Here is an 18,970-nt window from a genome sequence, read left to right on the forward strand (position 1 = left end):
GCCTTCGCCGCGGCCCGCGGTCTAGCGTGGCCGGCATGGAAGAGCAACGCTCACACTGGGTGCACGGCGAGCCGCCGCGCTGGCTGACGGGAACACCGGGGGGCTTCGCCTCCCGGCTGCCCTGGCCGTCGACGATCCTGCTCGGTGCCGTCGTCATGGTCGGTTCGACCATCGCGGCCCGGGGACAGATGGACGAGCGGGCGCCGCTGGACATCTTCGCGCGGCTGCTGCTTTTCCTGGCCGTCGCCGTGCTTCTGCTGCGCCACCGCCACCCCGTCGTGGCCGTCTTCGGCAGTTCGGCCGCGGCGATGATCTACCTGGCGGCCGGCTATCCGTACGGACCGGTCTTCCTGGCCGTTGCCGTGGGCTGCTTCAGCGCCGTCGTCTCCGGGCATCGGCGGGCCGCCTGGACGGCCGTCGGAATGGTGTGGCTGGGGCACGTCCTGGTGGCCCACTGGCTCTACCGGTGGCTGCCGCCCTCCGATGACCACGCCGCCGTCTGGGGGCAGGAACTGGGCGTTGCCGCTTGGGTGGTGGCCATCATCGCCGCCGCCGAGTTCGTACGCGTACGCCGTGAGCAGTGGGCGGACCAGCGAGCGGAGCGGGAGGCCGCGGAGCAGCGCCGGGCCGACGAGGAGCGGCTGCGGATGGCGCGCGAGCTCCATGACGTCCTGGCCCACAGCATCTCCGTCATCAACGTCCAGTCGAGTGTCGGTCTCGCGTTGCTGGACTCCGACCCCGAGCAGGCCCGTACCGCCCTCACCACCATCAAGGCCGCCAGCAAGGAGGCGCTGGGCGAGGTCCGTCAGGTCCTCGACACCCTGCGTACCCCCGGGGACGCCCCCAGGGCCCCGGTCCCCGGACTCGACCGGCTCCCCGAGCTCGTCGAGCAGGCGGCGAGCACCGGACTGACCGTCACGGTCGAGACCGATGGCGTACGCGGCGCGATCCCGCCCGGCGCGGATCTTGCCGCCTTCCGGATCGTGCAGGAGGCGCTGACGAATGTGGTCCGGCACTCCGGATCGCGCACCGCGCAGGTCCGTATCGGTTACGAGCGCGGCCGCATCCGGCTCCGTATCGACGACGAAGGACCCGCCACCGGCAACGACGCAGGGGGCAGCGGCAACGGGCTGGCAGGAATGCGGGAGCGGGCCGCCGCCCTGGGTGGCACGATCGAGGCGGGGACCCGGGCCGACGGCGGCTTCCGGGTGCGGGCCGAGCTTCCGCTGCCGTCCGATTCACCCGGTGCGGCAGCGCACCAGGAGGAGACACCGTGATCCGCGTACTGCTCGCCGACGACCAGCTGCTGGTCCGGGCCGGCTTCCGGGCCCTGCTGGACGCTCAGCCCGACATCGAGGTGGCGGGGGAGGCCGCCGACGGTGAGGAGGCCGTACGCATGGTGCGCGAACTGCGGCCGGACACCGTGCTGATGGACATCCGGATGCCGCATCTCGACGGCCTCGCCGCAACCCGTGCCATCACCGGGGACCCCGAACTGGGCGACGTCAAGGTGGTCATGCTCACCACCTTCGAGCTCGACGAGTACGTCTTCGAGGCGATCCGCTCCGGTGCCTCCGGCTTTCTCGTCAAGGACACGGAACCTGAGGAGCTGCTGCGGGCGGTACGCGCGGTGGTGGGCGGCGACGCCCTGCTCTCACCGGGGGTCACCCGCCGGCTGATCGCCGAGTTCGCGGCCCGTTCCAAGGAGCCCGCGGCGGCGACGGGGCTGAGCGAACTCACCGAGCGGGAAAGGGAGGTGATGGCACTTGTCGGCATAGGGCTCTCGAATGAGGAGATCGCCCGACGGCTGGTCGTCAGCCCGCTCACCGCCAAGACCCACGTCAGCCGCGCCATGGTGAAGCTCGGTGCCCGCGACCGCGCCCAACTCGTTGTGCTCGCCTACGAGTCGGGGCTCGTGCGCCCCGGCTGGCTCGGCTGACCTTCCGCCGTCCGAAGTGTCACAGGTGCGGTGGCCGACGGGCAGGAACTCCCCGTCGGCCACCGCACGTTCCCCCTCGCCGGGTGGTCAGTCCCGCGCGGATACCTTCTGCGCGGCGGATGCCTCGGCCGCGGCGGCCCGGTCCATTTCGGAGGAGGCGACGAGCACGGTGTGCTGCACGGGCCGGCTGCGCCGCAGCCCGGTCAGCGTGATCAGCAGCCCGGCGAAGGCGACCAAGGTCACTACCACCAGACCGGGCCGGTAGCTGTCCAGGACCGCCTGCCGGGATCCGTCACCGCTGCCGTGCGCCGTGATCACCGCGGTCACGATCGCCAGGAAGATGGCCCCGCCGACCTGGATCGAGGTGTTCAGCAGTCCCGACACCATGCCCTGCTCGTCGTCGTGGACCCCGTTGGTGGCCTGGATGTTGAGCGACGGGAAGGTCAGGGCGCAGGCCGCGCCCAGCAGCAGCATGGAAGGCAGGATCACGGCCGCGTACGACGGAGTGAGCGTGATCCGCAGGAAGAGCGCGTAGCCGATGACGAGGAACGTGAAGCCGCTCGCGATGACACGCGGTGTCCCGAACCGGTCCACCACATCACCGATCTTCGTCGAGGACAGGGCGACCAGCACGCCCGCGGGCAGGAAGGCCAGCGCGGTCTGCAGCGCGGACCAGCCGAGCAGCGACTGCATGTACTGGGTGACCAGGAACTGGAACCCCACGTAGCTGCCGAAGAACGCCGCGGCGCCCAGCTGCGCCCTGACCTGGCTGCCGGAGCGCAGCACTCCGAGCCGGATCAGCGGGTTCGTGGTGCGCCGCTCGATGGTCACGAAGACGGTCAGGAGTACGGCGACGGCGAGGAACGACAACAGTGTGCGGGCGGAGGCCCAGCCGGCCTCCGGAGCCTGTACGACCGTGAACACCAGCAGCAGCATGGAGGCCGTGCCGGTGACGGCGCCCGGCAGGTCGTAGCCGCGGTGGGTGTCCTCGCGCTCGCTGTGCGGAATCAGCTTCAGACCCGCGACCAGGGCGATCAGGGCGATGGGGGCGGGCAGCAGCATCGTCCACCGCCAGGACAGCTGGGTGAGGAGGCCCGAAAGGACCAGGCCCATGGAGAAGCCGGTGGCGGCGCAGGTGGTGTAGATGGAGAGGGCGCGGTTGCGCTGCGGGCCCTCCTTGAACGTCGTGGTGATGATGGAGAGTCCGGCCGGCGCGGTGAAGGCGGCGCTCAGTCCCTTGATGAAACGACTGGCGATCAGAAGCGGTCCGGAGTCGACGAATCCGCCGAGCAGCGAGGCGAGTGCGAAGACACCGAGCGCGATCAGGAAAACCTGGCGCCTGCCCAGCAGATCTGCCGCACGGCCGCCGAGGAGCAGCAGACCGCCGTAACCGAGGATGTAGCCGCTGACGATCCACTGGAGGGTCGAGGTGGTCAGCCCGAGATCGTCGGCGATGGACGGCAGCGCGACGCCGACCATGGAGACGTCGAGGGCGTCCAGGAACATCGCGGCGCAGAGCACGAGCAGGGTGCCCCACAGACGCGGGCTCCAACGCTCATGGGAATCAGGGACGTTGAGCGGAGAGGTCATGAGCAAGACGGTACATGCATATGCATTGAATGCAAGTGCATTTAATTACGATGCAACAAATGGCCTCACCTCTGCTAACGTGCGGTTATGGCAGCGAACAAGTCCGAGCGGGTGCTTGTCGACGAGTGGCGGGACATCCTCGCGCTGCACGCCAGGACGCTCTGTGAGCTCGACCGCGAGCTGCACCGGCACGGTCTCGGCGCCAGCGATTTCGAGGTGCTCGACGTCCTGGCGGAGGGCGCGGCGGAGGACGGCGGCTCCGCCTATCGTGTACAGGAGCTGGCTTCCCGGGTCCATCTCAGCCAGAGCGCGCTGTCCCGTCTGGTCGCGCGTCTGGAGAAGGACGACCTCGTATGCCGCGGGATGTGCAGCGAGGACCGGCGCGGCGTCCGGGTCGAGCTGACGGCGAAGGGCCGGGCACGCCACGCCGAGGTGAAGCCGTTGCAGAGATCGGTGCTCGCCCGCATGCTGAACGAGCCGAGGGACTGAGCGCCCCGTCGGGCGCCGCCTCGCCCCGGCCCGCTGTCAGGATCAGGTGACTCCGGAGTTCTCGCACCAGAGCCGGGCCGGCTCGGGGTCGCCCGTCAGTGTGATCGCCGTGAGCGGCAGCCGGTTCCAGAGCGTCAGATAGAGCTCCTCGGCCGTCGCGCTCAACTCGCAGTCCGCAGAACCCTCTTCGGGTGCCACTTCATTCCGTACGGCCTGCGGCGGTTCCGGTGAGAGCCGTACGGTCCAGGTGGCGTCCGTGTCCGTGGCCCGTACCCGCAGGGAACGCGGCGTGTCCGTACGCACTTTGCTCTTCGGGCGGGCATGGAACCCGCGCAGCAGCTCGTCGATTCCGTCCACCGCGTGATCGGCCGCCACCTGTGACAGCCGCCCACCGCGCGCCGACTCCGCGTCCACCCGGTGAATCGTGGTCTCGTGCGCCTGCCGCCGGGCCCAGAAGGCCAGTGGAGACGGCGCGGGCATGAAGGTCCAGCACTCCAGTCCGGCCGGCGCGGCCGCCAGCGCGTCGACCAGGAGGCCGTGGCCCTCGCGGAACCAGTCGAGCAGCTCGGGCCCGGCCAGATCGGGTTCCCCGCCGTCCGGGTGGTACGAGGTGTGGCCCTCGACGACGAACGCGGTCGCCCAGCGGTGAACCATCCCGGTGTGCCGGAGCAGATCGCGCACCTGCCAGCCCGGGCAGGTCGGCACCGGTGCCCCCGTCCCCGCCTCCTGTGCCGCGGTCGCCAGCAGCTGTCCCTCGACGGTCAGGGACTTGACGTGGTCCGTGATCTCCATGGCCTCGATTGTGCCAGCGGTTCAGGCTCCCTGGGGGTGGGCGGTGCGATTCCGGTTGCCGCCGCGCACCAGCCGTACGAACCAGCCGAGGGCGAGTGACTGCAGCAGTACGGACACGGCCAGGGCGAGGTAGACGAACCAGGCGGGTCCGGCCGCATCCGCGCCCCACAGCGCGCTGCCGATGAAGAAGACGAACACAGTGGGCGCTGCAAGGAGAAACAGCCAGACCCCGGCGAACGAGGCGTCCTCGTGGGCGACGAACAGGGTGTCCGCAGTGACGAACACCACGGCCGCCAGGACGAGACCGAGGTAGATCAGCGAGGCGGGATTGCCGAAGGTCAGCCGCGCGAGTGCGCGGAGGTGTTGCTTGTCGATGACCGGCTTGTTCATGGCCTGCTCCCCGTAGATGGATGACGCTTCCATCGTGTCTCCGGGGAGCTGTTCCTGCCTGAGTAGGGCTACTCAATCGCTCATGCGTGCGCCGCGTTGCGTGCTCCGTACCCCAGCACCGCGGCCGCGGTGGCCAGCAGCGCCACCGTGGTGAGGGCCGCCGGGAGGGAGAACCAGTCGGCCAGGAAGCCGATCGCGGGTGGTCCGAGCAGCATCCCGCCGTAGCCGAGCGTGGACGCGGCGGCCACTCCGCCGGGCCCGGCCAGCTCACCGGCCCGGCCGACCGCGACGGGGAAGATATTGGCCAGACCGAGACCGGTGACGGCGAAGCCGAGGAGCGCAAGCCAGGTGGTCGGGGCGAGCGAGCCGAGCAGCATCCCGGCGGCGGCCGTCGCACCGCCCGCGACGAGGGTCCGGGTCTGGCCGAGCCGTTCGAGCAGTGCCGTGCCGCTGAGCCGGCCGGCCGTCATGGCCAGTGCGAACAGGGAGTATCCGGCGGCGGCGACGCCCGGGTGGGCATGCAGGTCCTGTTCCAGGTGGAGGGCGCCCCAGTCGGCCAGCGCGCCTTCGCCGTACGCGGTGCAGAGCGCGATCACGCCGAAGAGGAGCACCATCCGGCGGGCCCGCCCGTCCAGTCGCCGCGGCTTCTCGGTGTCCTCGGCCGTGGACGCGGTCTTCGGCGCCGGGTGGCGCAGCAGCTCCGGTCCTACCGCCGCGGTGACCAGGAGTCCGACCCCGGTCAGGACGAAGAGATGCGTGGCGGGGGAGAGGCCGCCCGCGACCAGCCCGCCGAGCCCGGCACCGACCATTCCGCCGAGGCTGAAAGCGGCGTGGAAGCTGGGCATCACGGGGCGCCGCAGGGCGGCGACCAGATCGACTGCCGCGCTGTTCATCGCCACGTTCAGCCCGCCGTACGCGGCACCGAAGACCAGCAGCACCAGTCCGAGCGCGAGCGCTGAATGCGTCTGCGCGGGCAGGGCGATGCTGAGGGAGAGCAGAACGCTGCAGACCACGGTCAACGGATGGCTGCCGAAGCGCCGGCACAGCCTGCCGGTGAGCATCATGGTCACCACGGCCCCGGCGGATACGCCGAGCAGAGCGAGGCCCAGGGTGGAGGCCGAGGCTCCGGTCTGGTGCTTGATGGCCGGGATGCGGACCACCCAGCCGGCGAAGAGGAAGCCGTCGAGGGCGAAGAACACGGTCAGCGCGGTACGGAGGCGGGCCGACGAAGGTGGGGCGGTGTTTCCGCCCGGTCCCCCCGGCAAAGCCGTCCGCAGTTTGTTTAGTGGCGGCACAAACTCAGCATAGGGGCGCCCGGACGACGGACGCAAGATGGCCGCCCGCCGCGGGCGCAAGGGGCACATGTGTGCCACCGGGGCGTCGGCAGCACCCGCGGATCATGGGAGACTCGCCCCCATGAACGGCAAGGTGACCACCACCCGGACAAAGTTGGAGAGGGGCCGCAGCGCGCTCGGACCCGCGCTGGAACTGGTCCACACCGGACGCGCGCCCACCCGCGCCGTCCTCACCTCCGAGCTCGGCGTCACCCGGGCCACGGCCGGTGCGGTCGCCGCGGAACTGGAGGCGCTCGGCCTGATCCGGGTCGACTCCCGGCCGGGCTCCGCCGCCGGCTCGCAGGGTCGCCCCTCGCACCGGCTGGCCATCCGGGAGTCCGGGCCCGTCGCCATCGCCGCTCAGGTGCACGCCGACGGCTTCCGGGCCGCGCTCGTCGGGCTCGGCGGACGGCTCGTCGCCACCGCCCCCGGTTGTGTCACCGTCACGGCCGACCCGGCACAGGTCATCGGCGAAGTGGTCGATGACTGCGCCCGGTTGCTGCGGGACACCGGACTGCGCTGTGTCGGTGCGGGCCTCGCGGTGCCGTCCGCGGTCGCCGAACCGGAGGGCACCGCGCTCAACCCGCTGCACATCGCCTGGCCGGCGGGTGCCCCGGTGCGCGAGATCTTCGCCACCTGCGTACGGGAAGCGGGCATCCCCGGACCCGCGTTCACCGGGAACGACGTCAACCTCGCCGCGCTCGCCGAACACCGGCACGGTGCCGGACGCGGCGCCCAGCATCTGCTCTGTGTGGCCACGGGTCACCGGGGCGTGGGCGGTGCCCTGGTCCTCGACGGCCGTCTGCACACCGGGAGTTCGGGGCTCGCGCTGGAGGTCGGCCATCTCACGGTGAACCCCGAGGGCCGCCCGTGCCACTGCGGCGGTCGCGGCTGCCTGGACGTCGAGACCGACCCGCTGGCCTTCCTCACCGCAGCCCGTCGCGAGCCCGGTCCGGAGGAGTCGCTGCTGAAGCAGGCCGGCGATCTGCTGCGTACGGAGTACGAGGACGCGGCGGTACGGGGCGCGGCCGAGGAGCTGATCGACCGGCTCGGCCTCGGGCTCGCCGGACTGGTCAACATCCTCAATCCGGATCGCATCATCCTCGGTGGACTGCACCGCGCACTGCTCGACGCGGACCCGGAGCGGCTGCGTGCGGTGGTGGCCGACCGCAGCCTGTGGGGGCGCAGCGGCAGTGTGCCGATCCTGCCGTGCACGCTCGACCACAACAGCCTGGTGGGCGCGGCGGAGCTGGCCTGGCAGCCGGTGCTGGACGATCCGCTGGCCGCGCTTGCGTGAGTGGCGAGGCCTCGGGTGGCTGTACCGTCCTCAGCCGGCGGACAGACTCGAAGATGTCCTCAGCCGTCAAGACGCCCTCCACGCGAACGCCCGTGCCGCGTTGCCCACCAGGATTCCGTCCAACGCCTCCTTCCCCAGGGTCTGTTCGAGGCGCGGGCGCAACTGTCGCAGCAGATACGGCATGCCCGGGGTCTCGGGCACGGTCGTGTCGCCGCCCAGGAGCAGCTGTCCGCCGTAGCCGGCCCCGGCGAGGGCGGTCAGCTGCTCGGGCAGTCGCCAGTCCGTCGCATGATTGGCCCGCGACGGACCGTCGAACGCCAGGAACGCCCCCGCCCGTGCCGCCTCACGTTGTACGACCGCGTCCGGTGACCGGCCGAGATGGCCGAGGATCACCCGCTGCGGCGCGACCTCCAACTCCCCGCAGAGCAGGTCCAGTACGTCGAGAGCCGCAGTACCCAGCTCCAGGTGGACGGCGATCGGCGCACCGGTGCGGTGATGGGCCTGTGCTGCCGCCGTCATCGTGAGCCGGGCATGGGCGTCGATGCCGTGAAAGGCGCCGGCGACCTTGATCAGACCCGCGCGTACGCCCGTGGAGCCGATGCCCTCGGTCAGTTCCGAGACGAAGAGTTCGCCGAGGCGGTCCCGGAGCCGGCCGAGCAACTCCGCCGGATAGTGCGCCGCTTGATGCAGCCCCGTCGCCGCCACCACATGCGCGCCCGTCGAACGGGCCAGCGCCGCCAGGGCCTCGGGCTCACGTCCCATCCCGTACGGAGTCCACTGCGCCACTGCTCGGCCGCCCAGTTCGCGGAAGGCGCGCAGCCGGTCGGCCGCCCGCCCTGCGTCGTTCAGCTCCTGGCCCGGGAGGAGGGGGCTGCGCAGGAAGAGGTGGTCATGTGCGTCGCAGACGCCCAACTCCGCTGCGGGGATGTCGCCGAGGACCGTGCGGACGATCGCTACCATTGCCGTCCCTCCCCGAGCCGGTCCCGCTCCGGAGCGCTCAGGTGCAGCACCTCGTACCGGTCGCCCGGCGCCTCGGAGGCATCGTGCTCCCAGAGGGTGAAGTGGAGCAGTTCCCAGTGGCGTGGATCGACCGCCAGTGCCGTGGCGACCGCTCCAGGGGTCCTCGCCAGCCTCCGGCTCTCATCGAGAGCGGCCTCGACCGCGTCCGCGGGCGCGACGGAGGCTGCGACGGCTGCCCGATGGCGGGTGGCCGTGCGGGGGAGCGCTGCCGACGCGGGCCCTTCCTCGTACGCCAGTCCGGCCCAGTGCTGTACCTCGGGGCGCCCGAAGTCCTGGACGATGCCCTGGAATCCGGGGCCCCAGAGGAAGGAGTTCATGCCTTCCGGTGTCGCCCACAGATAGAAGGGTGCGTACTGGTTCACCGGCGAGTGCTCGCCCCGTTCGCGGATCAGGTATGCCTTGATGCCGAGGCCCGGAAAGGTGTCCAGGAAGTGGCCCTTCGTCGCGACGCGGTTGCGGATGATCCCCATGTCGTAGTCGGCGGGAAGGGTGATCTCGTACTGCGTGGCATGCATCGCGTACTCCTCAGACCGGGTATTCGTCGACGTCGACCTGCGGGTGCCAGTGGGTCGTGGTGCCGTCCTCGGCCGCCTCGACGACGGCGAGATGTGTCATGAACGTGCGCGGTGCGGCACCGTGCCAGTGCCATTCGTCCGGCTCGATCCAGACGGTGTCGCCCGCCCGGATCGTCTCCACCGGACCGCCTCTGCGCTGCACGAGGCCCTCGCCCTCGGTGACATGGAGGACCTGACCGTGCGGGTGCCGGTGCCAGGACGTGTGGCCGCCGGGGGCGAAGTGGACGCTGAACATCCGTAGCCTGGACGGAGCTTCGGGTGCCGCGATCTCGTCGAGCCAGACGGTGCCGTTGAAATGCTCGGCCGGTCCGGCGGAGGTGTCGGGGTGGTTCCTCGTGATGTGCATGTGCGTGGTGATCCTCGGGTGTCAGGCGGCGGTGTCACTGGGGGCGAGGAGCGAGAGCAGTCCACGGGCGCCCGCGTCGAAGGCGTCCGTCGAACCGGAGGCGCGGGCCAGCACATAGCCGCCCTGCACCGTCGCGACGATCGTCGCCGCCACGTCCTCGGGTACCAGGGAACGGGTGAACTCGCCCTGGTCCAGGCCCTCCTGGACGATCTCGGCGAGCCGGCCGCGCAGCCAGCCGATCGTCTCGTCGACCGGTGCGCGCAACTCGTCACTGGCGATGACATCCGGATCCATCGTCAGCCGCCCGACCGGGCAGCCGCGCAGCACATCGCGCTCGCGCAGGAGGTACGCCGAGATCCGCTCGTACGCCGTTCCCGGACCGTCGAGCAGTTGCCCGGCCGTCTCGCGCATCTGTGAGGCCGTGCGGCGGATGGCCGTGAGCGCCAGTTCGGGTTTGCCCGCGAAGTGGTGGTACATGCTGCCCTGACCCGCGCCCGCCTGCTGCTGGATGGCCTTGGGGCTGGTGCCCACATAGCCGCGCTCCCACAGGAGCTCCTGGGTGGCTGCGATCAGACGTTCCGGAGTGCTCATGACTCGACTGTACATACTAGTAGGTACAGAATCCAGTGATCTTGGCCGGCCAACGGGAGCAGCCGCAGATCCGCCACGTACTCCCGAGGGGGTACGCGCACGGCCGCTGGCCGTACGACGACTCGGACCCCCTCCCGGGGCCAGGCTCGAAATCGTCAGGAAAACCTGAACGCGAACCCTGAACCGAGGGAGCTGACCGAGATGAACACCCTGGCGTACAGCGGTGGACCCGGACCCTGGATCCTCCTCTTCCCACTCTTCTGGGCGGCCGTCGTCATCGGCGGTGTCACCCTGCTGCGCCGTACCGCTCGGCGTGGCCGGCGAGGCCCCTGGCTGGCCCGTACCACCCAGGAAGCCCCCGCCGAACCGTCACCGATCACCCTGCTCGGCCGCCGCTTCGCGGCCGGCGAGATCGAGGAGGACGAGTACTGGCGCCGGATCTCCGTCCTCGACGAGCAGTTCGGCCGCGGCAGCAAGGGAGGAGTGGCATGACAACCACCGTCCCCACCTCCGAGCCCACCCCCACGTCCGCTTCCACCGCCACCGCCGCCCGGGTCGTCAACGCCGTGAAGCTCTACGGCACCGGAGACACCCGGGTCAGGGCCCTGGACGGAGTGAGCGTCGACTTCCCGGCCGGCCGCTTCACCGCGATCATGGGGCCCTCCGGCTCCGGCAAATCCACCCTGATGCACTGCGCGGCCGGACTCGACACCCTCACCTCCGGTTCCGCCTTCATCGGCGACACCGACATCAGCACCCTCGACGACCGCAGGCTCACCCTGCTGCGCCGGCAGCGCATCGGCTTCGTCTTCCAGTCCTTCAACCTCCTGCCGACGCTCACCGTCGCCGAGAACATCACCCTTCCGCTGGACCTCGCGGGGGAGCGACCCGACCCGGAGTGGCTCGACGCACTCATCGACACCGTCGGACTGCGCGACCGGCTGCACCACCGGCCCGGCGAACTGTCTGGCGGACAGCAGCAGCGCGTGGCGGTGGCCCGGGCCTTCGCCGGCAGTCCCGATGTCGTCTTCGCCGACGAACCGACCGGCAACCTCGACTCCCGCTCCGGCCAGGAGGTGCTCTGGCTGCTCGGCCGAACCGTCCGGCAGACCGCCCGTACGGTCGTCATGGTCACCCATGACCCGGTCGCCGCCGCCCACGCCGACGAGGTCGTCTTCCTCGCCGACGGCCGGCTCGTCGACCGGATGCCCGACCCCACGGCGGAGCGCGTGCTCGACCGCTTCAAGTCCTTCGCCCCCCACCCCTCGCGCAGGCGGTGACGACATGACCAGCACCCGGGCCTCCGTGCGCCTGAGCATCTCCTCGCTCCGCGCCCACAAGCGCCGCTTCGCCGGCACATTCGTCGCCGTCCTGCTCGGCGTCGCGTTCCTCACCGGGACGCTCGTCATGGGCGATACGCTGCGCGCGAGCTTCGACACCATGTTCGGCAACGCCACCGCCGGTACCGACGCCGTCGTGCGCAGCTCCAATGTGGTCACGGTCGCCGGTGAGTCCCAGGGCACCCGGCAGCCGGTGAGCACCGCACTCGTGAAGAGGATCGAGCAGACCCCCGGCGTCGCCGCGGCGGCCCCCGGCATCCAGGGAGCCGGCCAGCTCATCGGCTCCGACGGCAAACCCATCGGCGGTCAGGGGCCGCCCACCCTCGCCGGCAACTGGATCGACGACCCGAAGCTCAACCCGTACCGGCTCGCCGCAGGACGCGCCCCCTCCGCACCCGGTGAGGTCGTCATCAACCGCGGCACCGCCGACCGGGGCGGGCTCGGGATCGGCGACACGACCGTGCTGCGCACCCCCGACCCCGTACCCGTCACGATCGTCGGACTGGCCACCTTCGGCGGCCAGGACGGCATGGGCCAGGTCACCTACACGGCGATGACGCAGGCCGACGCCGAGAAGTACCTCACGCCGAAGCCCGGCGAGGCAGCGACCATCCAGGTGCGCGCAGGCCCGGGCACCAGCCAGCAGGAACTCGTCGACGCACTGCGCCCCGTACTGCCCAAGGGCGTCGAGGCCATCACCGGACAGGCATCGGCCGCCGAGAACCGGGACATGATCTCCGGTGCCTTCCTCAGCGTGTTCACCACGCTGCTGCTGGTGTTCTCCGGGATCGTGCTGCTGGTCGCCACCTTCTCCATCCACAACACCTTCGCGATCGTCGTCGCCCAGCGGACCCGCGAGAACGCCCTGCTGCGCGCCCTCGGTGCCTCCCGCCGTCAAGTCGTCGGCTCGACCCTCGTCGAGGCGACCCTGGTCGGCGTGATCGCCTCCGCCGCCGGTCTGGCCGGTGGCATCGGCATCGCCGCCGGACTGCAGGCGCTCTTCCCCGCCGTCGGATTCCCGTTCCCCGAGGGCGCGCTGGTGATCGGCGCCGTCTCCCTGCTGCTGCCGCTCGCCGTCGGCGTCCTCGTCTGCCTCGGCTCCGCCCTCCTGCCCGCCGTCCGGGCCGGACGCACCGCGCCGCTCGCCGCCCTGCGCGAGAGCGCCGTCGACGACTCCGCGGCATCCCGGACCCGTGCCCTTGCCGGGCTCGTGCTGCTGGTGGCCTCCGTCGGCGTCATCCTGACCGGCGCACTGGCCGATGTGTCCGTCTGGCTGTCGGCCGCCGGTGCGGTGTCGGCACTCGCCGCGTTCGTGGTGCTCGGACCGGTCGCCTCCTCGTATGCCGTACGGTTCCTCGGCGCTCCGCTCGACCGGCTGCGCGGCGTCACGGGCCGACTGGCCCGGCGTAACGCCCTGCGCAGCCCCCGGCGGACCGCATCCACCGCGACCGCACTGATGATCGGTGTCGCCGTGGTCTGCCTCTTCACCGTCTTCGGCGCCTCGCTGAAGGCGACCATGAACCAGACGGTCGACCGCTCCTTCGCGGGCGATGTCGCCATCAGCGCCCCCGCCTTCGGGGCGGGCGGCAGCGGCCTCAGCCCCCGGCTCGCCCCGGCCGTCGACCGGCTGCCGGAGGTCGCGACCGCCGTCGGCCTCGGCAAGGGGGTCGCGGAGGTCGACGGTGCGGGACGCGCCCTGACCGTCACCGACCCGGCCGCGCTCGGCAAAGTCTTCGACCTCGGCCGGGTCGACGGGTCGCTGAACGGGCTGGGTGCGAACGGGATCGCCGTGTCCGACACCGAGGCCGGCAAGCGCGGACTGCACAGCGGCTCCACCGCACGGCTCACCTTCACCGACGGCACGCAGCAGAACTTCACGGTCCGCGCCGTCTACGGCCGGTCGGAACTGGCGGGCGACTACGTCATCACCCGCCAGGCCTGGGCTCCGCACCGCGCACAGGACTCCGACTCGCTGATCGCCGTCTCCTTCAAGCCCGGCGTGTCCACCGCCGACGGCAAGGCGGCGGTCGCGAAGACCGCGGAGGCGTACGGCAACCCGGACGTACAGAGCCGCAGCGAGTACGCACAGTCCTCGGCCGGAGCCATCGACATGATGCTCACACTGGTCTACGCCCTGCTCGCACTCGCCGTGCTGATCGCCCTGCTGGGCATCGCCAACACGCTGACCCTGGCCCTCCACGAACGCACCAGGGAACTGGGCCTGTTGCGGGCCGTCGGACAGACCAGGAGCCAGCTGCGGTCCATGGTCCGCTGGGAATCCGTCCTGGTCGCCGCGTTCGGCACGGCGGGTGGCCTGTTGCTCGGCGGCTTCCTCGGCTGGGTGCTGGTCAAGGTGTCCGCAGGCGCGGGCGACACCGCCTTCGCCTTCGCGCTGCCGCCGCTGCGGCTCCTGGTGGTCGCCGTCGTGGGGATCACCGCCGGGGCGCTGGCGGGCTGGCGGCCTGCCCGTCGGGCTGCACGGCTGGACGTGCTCCGCGCGATCGCCGCCGAATAGCGCGACGGCAGAGAGTGGAGCGGGGGGGCCGCCGGCGCCCCCCGCCCCCCAAAGGCCGCGCGGAGTCCCCGCCCCCCCCGGCCCGGGGACCGGGGGGGTAGGTCGGGCGAAATAGCGGGCGGCGGGGGCCGGGCCGGGGGGGGTCCCGGGGTGCCGGTCCCCCGGCGTAGCCCCCCATAAACGCCCCCGGCAGTTTGGGGCCGGGGCGCCCCGCCCGCCCCCCCGCTCCACTCTCTGCCGGCTCTGCTAGCCGACCACCGACGACCGTGCGACGGAGGGTGTCCTGCTCTCCAGGTACGTGACGGCGTCAGGCTCGAACGGTCCGTCAGTGGTTGCCCCGTACACCGAGTGCAGCGGCTGTGCGGCGAACAGGGAAGGTGCCGGAAGAGTGAACCAGACAATCTTCCCGGCCCCGCCCCTCGGGCAGACCCCCCAGCTCTCGCTGACCGCGGCGATCAGCGCGAGCCCGCGCCCCGACGTACTGGACGCGGTGGCCTCGCGCACGGTCGGCAGTCGTGGGTCGTGGTCGTGGACGGACACCGTCAGCCGTTCGAGCAGCAGCTCGATCTCGACGGTGCATGACTTGTCCGGCTGGGCATGCCGGTGGACATTGGTCAGCAGTTCGGTGACGCCGAGCGCCGCAGGGTCGATCAGAGGATCGAGATGCCAGTAGCGCAACTGCGCCGAAACGATTCTGCGGACCTGACCGATCCGCGACGGCAGGGCCTGGAGCTCCACCGTGCAGTGCCTGCTCGGCTCGCTGATCACGGCTGCGACTCCCCGAAATAGGTCCGGAAGAAGACGAAGGAACGATCCAGCAGATGACTGGCTGCTGATTCAGGTCCGGCGGTGCGGATCACAGTGTCACCGCCGGTAAACCATGAGTGACGTGTGACCAATGTCGCTCAGGGGGAACGGCTCCGCAACTCGCGGTGTACCGGCGGCGCCCCGTCAGATCATCCGGCCGCCCGCACTGCGCAGCGTCTCAAGAAATCTGTGGGCAGGCCCGGCCTTGTCCGGACCGTGGTTGCGCTGCCCCATCGTCAGCCGGTACCGCGTCCCGTTGAGCCGCGCCACGGCCGCACCGGCTCCGGCGAACCAGGGCCTGCCCGCGCTCACCGCCACCACAGGGGCGCTGTCGATCTCCCGGCCGTAACTGGTCAGCAGAGCCAGCCTGCCGTCCTTGACGATCACCTGCCCCGCCCTCGTGAGCGAACGGGCCCACCGTTCGATCCGTACCCCCGTTGCACTGAACTCCGTTTCCGGCATGACTGCTTCGCCCCCTTCGTAACGCTTCTGATGGGCAGTCTGCACAAGCCGGGACCGGCGCGCCAGGCCGCGTCCCGGCTCGATGCCACAGCTGCCCTGCCCGTCAACGCCAAGGCAGGGCTATGGAGCATCAAAGTGAACGTTTGTGCAGGTAGGGGGAATATCGTTGACGGTGGAGAGTGACGGCGACACGAGGAGGAACGCGCTGATGGGCACCGTAAAGCACAGACATGACGGCCGGGCCGCGGCGACGATCGACATCGACCGCTCCGATGCCGAGTACCGGGCCTGGCTCAAGGAAGCCGTACGCAAGGTCCAGGCCGACGCCAACCGCTCCGCCGACACCCATCTGCTGCGTTTCCCGCTGCCCGAGGCATGGGGCATCGACCTCTATCTCAAGGACGAGTCGACGCACCCCACCGGCAGCCTCAAGCACCGGCTGGCCCGCTCGCTCTTCCTCTACGGGCTCTGCAACGGCTGGATCCGGCCGGGCAAGCCGGTGATCGAGGCGTCCAGTGGTTCGACGGCTGTCTCGGAGGCGTACTTCGCCAAGCTGATCGGTGTGCCGTTCATCGCCGTGATGCCCCGCACCACCAGCCCCGAGAAGTGCCGGCTGATCGAATTCCACGGCGGTCGCTGCCACTTCGTCGACGATTCACGGAAGCTGTACGAGGAGTCCGCCACGCTCGCCGCCGACACCGGCGGCCACTACATGGACCAGTTCACCTATGCGGAACGGGCCACCGACTGGCGCGGGAACAACAACATCGCCGAGTCGATCTACCAGCAGCTGAGACTGGAGCGCTACCCGGAGCCGACGTGGATCGTCGCCACGGCCGGAACCGGCGGCACCTCGGCGACCATCGCCCGCTACGTGCACTACATGCAGTTCGACACCCGGATCTGTGTGCCGGACCCGGAGAACTCCTGTTTCTTCGACGGCTGGACCCACCACAACCCCCTGGCCACCAGCGACTGCGGCTCCCGGATCGAGGGGATCGGCAGGCCCAGGATGGAACCGAGCTTTGTGCCCGGGGCCATCGACCGGATGATGAAGGTGCCGGACGCGGCCAGTATCGCGGCCGTGCGCGCCCTGGAGAAGGCCATAGGCCGGAAGGCGGGCGGTTCGACCGGCACCGGGCTGTGGAGCGCGTTCAAGCTGGTCGCCGAAATGGTCGACCAGGGCAGCACCGGCAGCATCGTCACCCTGATCTGCGACCCGGGTGACCGCTACCTCGACAAGTACTACTCCGACAGCTGGCTCGCCGAACAGGGCCTGGACATCGCCCCGTACACGGAAACCATCGACACCTTCCTGGCCGACGGCAACTGGCCGGGATAGCCCGGACGGGTTGGGTGCACGCGGTCCGCGGCCGTTCTCAGGCCGCGGACCCGGTCAGCCGCCTGTCGAGATTGCGTACCGCGTCCCGGAACGCCCGGCCCACCCCCGACCGGCCCAGCCGCAGGGCGAACCGGAAGGGCGCGGAACCCTCCGCGGCGAACGTCCACTGCACCCGAGTCCCGGTCCCGGCCGGGGTGAGCCGCCACTCCTCCAGCAGGGCCTGCAGGCCAGGGGCGTTGGACTCGTCGACCCGGTAGGCGTACCGCTCGCCGGGCGCCGCCGCGATGATCGTCTCGCGCAACACCGTGCCGCCTTTGAGCCGGACCTCGCGACCCGTACCGTCCTCGGTGGGCCGGGCCGCCGTCACCGAGGTGAACCAGCTCGGCCAGCCCGCCACATCATCGGCGAGCGCGCGGTAGACCACCTCGGGAGGCGCTGACACCTCGGCGGCGAAGACCAGTCGCAGTGGGGCGGACTCGACGAAGTCGAGTTCCACGGAACGGAGTCGGCGTGACAAGGAACGCACCTCCCGTGCGGTCGGCGGCGGACGGGGTCGCGGCACACCATAGCTGGCGCCCCGTCAGATGTCCCTGTCTGTAAGGACATCATTCGGCTGTGTGCTGCGGGACCGCCCGTGCGGCCGCGGTGATATTGCGGGCCATACCACCGAACACCACCGAGTGGAACGGCCACACGCTCCACCAGTAGGCGTGGCCGAGCAGTCCGTGCGGATGGAACAGCGCCCGCTGTCGATAGACCGTCCGCCCCTGTTCGTTCCGGTCCACCGACAGTTCGAGCCAGGCCGGACCGGGCAGCCGCATCTCCGCGCGCAGCCGCAGCAGCTCACCCGGAACAATTTCCTCCACACGCCAGAAGTCCAAGGAGTCGCCCACCCGCAGCCGCTGCGCGTCCCGCCGTCCGCGCCGCAGCCCGACGCCACCGACGATCCGGTCGAGCCGGCCCCTCACGGCCCAGGCGAGCGGGAAGGAGTACCAGCCGTTCTCGCCACCGACGCCCTCGATCACCCGCCAGAGCGCGTCCGGCGTCACCGGCACCGTCAGTTCACGTTCGTCGCGGTAGAGACTGCCGCCGGACCAGTCGGGGTCGGTGGGCAACGGGTCACTTGGTGCACCGGGGACCGCCGCGGACGACCAGCGGGTGTCGACCCGGGCGTCCCTGATCCGCTGGAGCGCCAGCCGCAGCGCCTGCTCGCAGCCGATGGTGCCGCCCGGAGGATCGGGCACGTACCGGGCGATGTCGCGCTCGTGACAGATCACCTCGTGGCGCAGTGATTCCGCCAGCGGCCGGGCGATGGAGGGCGGCACCGGTGTCACCAGGCCGATCCAGAGACTGGAGAGTCGCGGGGTGAGCACCGGTACGGGGAGGATCACCCGGTGCGGCAGTCCGGCGACCTCGGCGTACCGCCGCATCATGTCCCGGTACGTCATGACGTCCGGGCCGCCGATGTCGAACGTACGGTTCACCTCGGCCGGCAGGCGGGCGCAGCCGACGAGATACCGCACCACGTCCCGTACCGCGATCGGCTGGATCGACGTACGCACCCAGCTCGGGGTGATCATCACCGGCAGCCGTTCGGTGAGATGACGCAGAATCTCGAACGAGGCCGAGCCCGATCCGATGACGACCGCGGCCCGCAGTACGGCCGTCGGCACTCCGGAATCCAGCAGAATGCGCCCCACCTCGGCTCGCGACCGCAGATGCGGTGACAGTTCCCGCTCAGGAACCCCGGCCGGGGTGAGCCCGCCGAGGTACACGATCCGGCCGATCTCTGCCGCCTGCGCCTGCTCACCGAAGATCCGGGCCGCCTCGCGATCCTTCTCCTCGAATCCGGGTCCGGAGCCGAGCGCGTGCACCAGGTAGTACGCCACATCCATGTCCCGCATCGCCGCCCGCACCGAAGCGGCGTCGGAGACATCGCCCTCGACCACCTCGACCCGGTCCGCCCACGGGTGGTCACGCAGATTCTGCGGGGTCCTGGCCAGCGCGCGCACCCGGTGGCCGGCGTCGAGGAGTGCGGGCACCAGTCTGCCGCCGATGTACCCGGAGGCACCGGTCACGAGACAACGCAGCTGCGTATCACCGGAGGATTCGGTCACCCGCCCGAGTCTTCCACCGGACCG

General features: G+C 70.8%; 20 protein-coding genes. 8 read left to right on the forward strand and 12 right to left on the reverse strand.

Annotated features, from left to right (window positions below; all coding sequences use genetic code 11):
• Positions 1-35: 35 nt before the first annotated feature.
• Together ACGFU7_RS40295 and ACGFU7_RS40300 are read left to right on the forward strand one after the other, a co-directional pair.
• On the forward strand, positions 36-1,277 hold the full coding sequence (locus tag ACGFU7_RS40295; protein WP_393702955.1) for a sensor histidine kinase: 1,242 nt from the start codon (positions 36-38) through the stop codon (positions 1,275-1,277).
• Positions 1,274-1,939 carry a response regulator gene (locus ACGFU7_RS40300; protein ID WP_393702957.1) on the forward strand — a complete coding sequence of 222 codons (666 nt, stop codon included), beginning with the start codon at positions 1,274-1,276 and terminating at the stop codon, positions 1,937-1,939. Before ACGFU7_RS40295 ends, ACGFU7_RS40300 begins: the two co-directional genes overlap by 4 nt.
• 87 nt (positions 1,940-2,026) lie before the next feature.
• Here the strand turns inward: ACGFU7_RS40300 and ACGFU7_RS40305 are convergent, their stop codons facing one another.
• The gene (locus tag ACGFU7_RS40305; protein WP_393702958.1) at positions 2,027-3,529 is read right to left on the reverse strand and encodes an MFS transporter; all 1,503 of its coding nucleotides are present in this window, start codon (positions 3,527-3,529) and stop codon (positions 2,027-2,029) included.
• A gap of 87 nt (positions 3,530-3,616) precedes the next feature.
• Between ACGFU7_RS40305 and ACGFU7_RS40310 the strand changes: the two genes are divergently transcribed.
• A complete protein-coding gene (locus ACGFU7_RS40310; protein ID WP_393702960.1) occupies positions 3,617-4,018 on the forward strand; it encodes a MarR family winged helix-turn-helix transcriptional regulator in 402 nt (133 codons plus the stop codon).
• Positions 4,019-4,060: 42 nt separating this feature from the next.
• Here the strand turns inward: ACGFU7_RS40310 and ACGFU7_RS40315 are convergent, their stop codons facing one another.
• From ACGFU7_RS40315 to ACGFU7_RS40325, 3 genes are all read right to left on the reverse strand, one after another.
• The gene (locus ACGFU7_RS40315; RefSeq protein WP_393702961.1) at positions 4,061-4,810 is read right to left on the reverse strand and encodes a maleylpyruvate isomerase family mycothiol-dependent enzyme; all 750 of its coding nucleotides are present in this window, start codon (positions 4,808-4,810) and stop codon (positions 4,061-4,063) included.
• Positions 4,811-4,831: 21 nt separating this feature from the next.
• A complete protein-coding gene (locus tag ACGFU7_RS40320; protein ID WP_393702994.1) occupies positions 4,832-5,200 on the reverse strand; it encodes an SCO4225 family membrane protein in 369 nt (122 codons plus the stop codon).
• 80 nt (positions 5,201-5,280) lie between these two features.
• Positions 5,281-6,495: an MFS transporter gene (locus tag ACGFU7_RS40325; RefSeq protein ID WP_393702962.1), complete on the reverse strand. Its 1,215-nt coding sequence runs from the start codon at positions 6,493-6,495 to the stop codon at positions 5,281-5,283.
• A gap of 121 nt (positions 6,496-6,616) precedes the next feature.
• Between ACGFU7_RS40325 and ACGFU7_RS40330 the strand changes: the two genes are divergently transcribed.
• A complete protein-coding gene (locus tag ACGFU7_RS40330; RefSeq protein ID WP_393702963.1) occupies positions 6,617-7,831 on the forward strand; it encodes an ROK family protein in 1,215 nt (404 codons plus the stop codon).
• Between the two features lie 66 nt (positions 7,832-7,897).
• On the opposite strand, the gene ACGFU7_RS40335 is transcribed toward ACGFU7_RS40330, so the two are convergent.
• The 4 genes from ACGFU7_RS40335 to ACGFU7_RS40350 are packed head-to-tail and all read right to left on the reverse strand — an operon-like array spanning position 7,898 to position 10,363.
• Positions 7,898-8,791, reverse strand: a complete 894-nt coding sequence (locus tag ACGFU7_RS40335) for a phosphotriesterase (RefSeq protein ID WP_393702964.1) — start codon at positions 8,789-8,791, stop codon at positions 7,898-7,900.
• On the reverse strand, positions 8,785-9,366 hold the full coding sequence (locus tag ACGFU7_RS40340) for a DUF4865 family protein (protein WP_393702966.1): 582 nt from the start codon (positions 9,364-9,366) through the stop codon (positions 8,785-8,787). Before ACGFU7_RS40340 ends, ACGFU7_RS40335 begins: the two co-directional genes overlap by 7 nt.
• A 10-nt stretch (positions 9,367-9,376) precedes the next feature.
• Positions 9,377-9,772 carry a cupin domain-containing protein gene (locus ACGFU7_RS40345; protein ID WP_393702968.1) on the reverse strand — a complete coding sequence of 132 codons (396 nt, stop codon included), beginning with the start codon at positions 9,770-9,772 and terminating at the stop codon, positions 9,377-9,379.
• Positions 9,773-9,793: 21 nt separating this feature from the next.
• Entirely contained in the window at positions 9,794-10,363 is a 570-nt protein-coding gene (locus tag ACGFU7_RS40350; protein ID WP_393702969.1) for a TetR/AcrR family transcriptional regulator, read from the reverse strand.
• A 201-nt stretch (positions 10,364-10,564) separates the two neighbouring features.
• Here ACGFU7_RS40350 and ACGFU7_RS40355 point away from each other — a divergent pair, with 201 nt between their 5' ends.
• Genes ACGFU7_RS40355 through ACGFU7_RS40365 form a run of 3 tightly spaced genes read left to right on the forward strand, consistent with a single transcriptional unit; the run spans position 10,565 to position 14,218 of the window.
• Complete coding sequence (locus ACGFU7_RS40355) at positions 10,565-10,855, forward strand: SHOCT domain-containing protein (RefSeq protein ID WP_393702970.1); 291 nt, start codon at positions 10,565-10,567, stop codon at positions 10,853-10,855.
• Positions 10,852-11,643, forward strand: a complete 792-nt coding sequence (locus tag ACGFU7_RS40360; RefSeq protein WP_393702972.1) for an ABC transporter ATP-binding protein — start codon at positions 10,852-10,854, stop codon at positions 11,641-11,643. The genes ACGFU7_RS40355 and ACGFU7_RS40360 overlap by 4 nt, the downstream gene beginning before the upstream one ends.
• 4 nt (positions 11,644-11,647) lie before the next feature.
• Positions 11,648-14,218 (forward strand): ABC transporter permease, encoded by a 2,571-nt coding sequence (locus ACGFU7_RS40365; RefSeq protein ID WP_393702973.1) that lies wholly within the window; start codon positions 11,648-11,650, stop codon positions 14,216-14,218.
• A 246-nt stretch (positions 14,219-14,464) separates the two neighbouring features.
• On the opposite strand, the gene ACGFU7_RS40370 is transcribed toward ACGFU7_RS40365, so the two are convergent.
• Positions 14,465-14,986: an ATP-binding protein gene (locus ACGFU7_RS40370; protein ID WP_393702975.1), complete on the reverse strand. Its 522-nt coding sequence runs from the start codon at positions 14,984-14,986 to the stop codon at positions 14,465-14,467.
• Between the two features lie 183 nt (positions 14,987-15,169).
• A complete protein-coding gene (locus ACGFU7_RS40375) occupies positions 15,170-15,487 on the reverse strand; it encodes a hypothetical protein (protein WP_393702976.1) in 318 nt (105 codons plus the stop codon).
• Positions 15,488-15,695: 208 nt separating this feature from the next.
• Between ACGFU7_RS40375 and ACGFU7_RS40380 the strand changes: the two genes are divergently transcribed.
• Entirely contained in the window at positions 15,696-16,829 is a 1,134-nt protein-coding gene (locus tag ACGFU7_RS40380; RefSeq protein ID WP_393702978.1) for a PLP-dependent cysteine synthase family protein, read from the forward strand.
• 37 nt (positions 16,830-16,866) lie between these two features.
• Here ACGFU7_RS40380 and ACGFU7_RS40385 read toward each other — a convergent pair whose 3' ends face one another.
• Positions 16,867-17,346: an SRPBCC family protein gene (locus ACGFU7_RS40385; protein WP_393702980.1), complete on the reverse strand. Its 480-nt coding sequence runs from the start codon at positions 17,344-17,346 to the stop codon at positions 16,867-16,869.
• Between the two features lie 88 nt (positions 17,347-17,434).
• The gene (locus tag ACGFU7_RS40390) at positions 17,435-18,946 is read right to left on the reverse strand and encodes an SDR family oxidoreductase (RefSeq protein WP_393702981.1); all 1,512 of its coding nucleotides are present in this window, start codon (positions 18,944-18,946) and stop codon (positions 17,435-17,437) included.
• Positions 18,947-18,970 lie beyond the last annotated feature (24 nt).

It is taken from the genome of Streptomyces sp. NPDC048473 (assembly GCF_043200155.1).
Taxonomy (GTDB): Bacteria; Actinomycetota; Actinomycetes; order Streptomycetales; family Streptomycetaceae; genus Streptomyces.